Genomic DNA, 2,188 nt, shown 5'->3' with positions numbered 1-2,188 from the left:
TCGTAGGCCTCATAGGCCGCCACGGTGGAGGCGGCCACGAGAACCAGCAGGGACGCAGAGAGCGCCACACGGTGGCGCCGCAGGAAGAGGCCGATGCGGTAGCGCCGCGCATGGGGCCGAGCCTGCACCGCGAGGCCTTGCAGGTGCCGGGAGAGATCGTCAGCCAGTTCCGCCGCGTTGGCATAGCGCTGCGCCGGCGACTTGTGCAGGGCTTTCATCACCACCGCATCCAGGCCACCGCGCAGCTGCCGCCTGAGTGTGCCGGCACCGGTCAGGCTGGCATCGACGGCCCGGCTTGGCCAAGGCGGGCCGTCTTCGAGGATGGCCTGGCCCGGCGAGACGTCGCCGACGCCGCGAGCATAGGGACTCGTCCGGGCGAGCAACCGATACAGCACCACGCCCAGCGAGAAGACGTCGCTCGCCGGCGTGACCGGCTCGCCGCGGATCTGCTCGGGGCTGGCGTATTCGGGCGTCAGGATGCGGTGGATTCCATCCGTGTGCTGGTTGTCGGCCTGCACCGGATGCAGCTGCTCGGCGATGCCGAAGTCCAGCAACTTGACCGTGCCATCGCCGCGCACATGGATGTTGCTCGGCTTCAGATCGCGGTGCACCACGCCGCGTCCGTGCAGATAACCCACCACCTGGCAGACGGTGACAAAGAGCCGCAGCCGATCTTCCACGCCAAGCCCGCGACCGTCGCAGTAGGTGTCGATGGCGTCGCCTTGAACGAGTTCCATGACAAACCACGGCGCGCCGTCGCCCGTGACGCCGGCGTCGATCAGTTTGGCGAGGTTGGGATGGTCGAGCGAGGCCAGGATGCGCCGCTCGGCCCAGAACGGTTCCAGGGCAACGGCCTGGTCGGCATCCGCCCTCATCACCTTGACCGCCACCTGCTGCTCGTACTGGCCGTCAGCGCGCTCACCGAGGTACACCTCGCCCATGCCGCCGCGGGCAATCAGCGACACGAGCCGATAGGCACCCAGTGTTCGCCCAACCCATGTCCCGGTCGCGCGCTGCCCCAGCGCCTCGAGCATGAATTCAGCGGGCGGCGCATCCAGGGGACTTGCCACAGCGCCGGCGGCTTCAAGCAGGTCTTCGACTTCGCGCATCAACGTCGAGTCGCCGGCGCTGGCATGCCGCACGAAAGCCTTGCGCTCGCTCGCCGGACGCTCCATGGCGTCGGCCACGACTGCCTTGGCCCGTTGCCACAGCTCGGCTTCCATCGATGCGCTCAATGCCGTTGCCTCCCGGGACGGCAGTGCAAGCTCATGCCGGCGCGACAGCGGAAAGAACTTCCCGGCGCGAGGCGACAGCAGCAGGCCGCGCCATTTCGCGCAGCAGCCAGGCCCGCGCCGTCACCCATTCCCGCTTCACCGTGGCCGGAGAAATACCCAGCGTCTCGGCGGTCTCGTCGATGCTGAGCCCGCCGAAGTAGCGCAGCTCAACGACCTGGTTCTGCTGCGGGTCGAGGCGTTCCAGCCGTTGCAGGCACTGGTCAAGCGTGAGGATGTTGAGTGCCAGCTCGCCCGCCTGGATCGATTGGTCCCAATCCGTGGGCAACTCATGAAGTTCCTCCAGGCTCACGGCGATCTGGCCGCCGCCTCGCTTGCCTGTCTGGCGTGCGCGGGCATGGTCGACCAGGATGTGGCGCATCAGCTTGGAGACCAGCGCAAACAGCTGCGAGCGCGACTTCCACTGCACTTCGCTTTCCTTGGCCAGACGCAGGAAGGCTTCGTGGACCAGGCCAGTGCCCTGGAGGGTGTGGCCTGAGCGCTCGCCCCGCAGATGGCGGCGCGCGAGATGACGCAGATCGTCATACACAAGCGGAATCAGGCGCTCGAACGCCTGGCCGTCGCCGTCGGACCACTGTCGAAGCAACTGCGTTACCGGGCCGTGGGCCATCTCGTCAACGGGTCCGCTCGTCATGATGCAACTTGCTCCTTGCTCAAACTGCTCGGGGTGCGCAGCCTACGTCTGCAAACGGCGATTGATGCACCGTTTTTTGGCAGCAGCCTCATTTCAGGGACATTGAAATCGCTTACACCCGGTGGTGTGCAATGGGCAGCGCTCTGCCTCTCTCGTCCCTGGACATGCCACGCCGCTGGACTGAAGACCCGGCACTGGCATGCCGGTGATCAGCGATGAAGCGCTTTTGCTAGCTCAACCATCGCTTCTGCAACCGGCGTCC

At 66.5% G+C, this 2,188-nt stretch carries 2 protein-coding genes; both read right to left on the bottom strand.

What is annotated here, in order from left to right:
• Nucleotides 1-1,223, bottom strand: a 1,223-nt coding sequence (locus ACXJKR_RS30435; RefSeq protein ID WP_457326023.1) for a serine/threonine-protein kinase, incomplete at its 3' end; no start/stop codon positions are given.
• 43 nt (nt 1,224-1,266) lie between these two features.
• Nucleotides 1,267-1,902 (bottom strand): sigma-70 family RNA polymerase sigma factor, encoded by a 636-nt coding sequence (locus tag ACXJKR_RS30430; protein ID WP_457326022.1) that lies wholly within the window; start codon nt 1,900-1,902, stop codon nt 1,267-1,269.
• Between the last annotated feature and the right edge of the window lie 286 nt (nt 1,903-2,188).

The organism is Roseateles sp. P5_E11 (assembly GCF_054049355.1).
The sequence above is the reverse complement of the archived record's forward strand: the minus strand, read 5'-3'. Positions and strand labels throughout refer to the sequence as shown.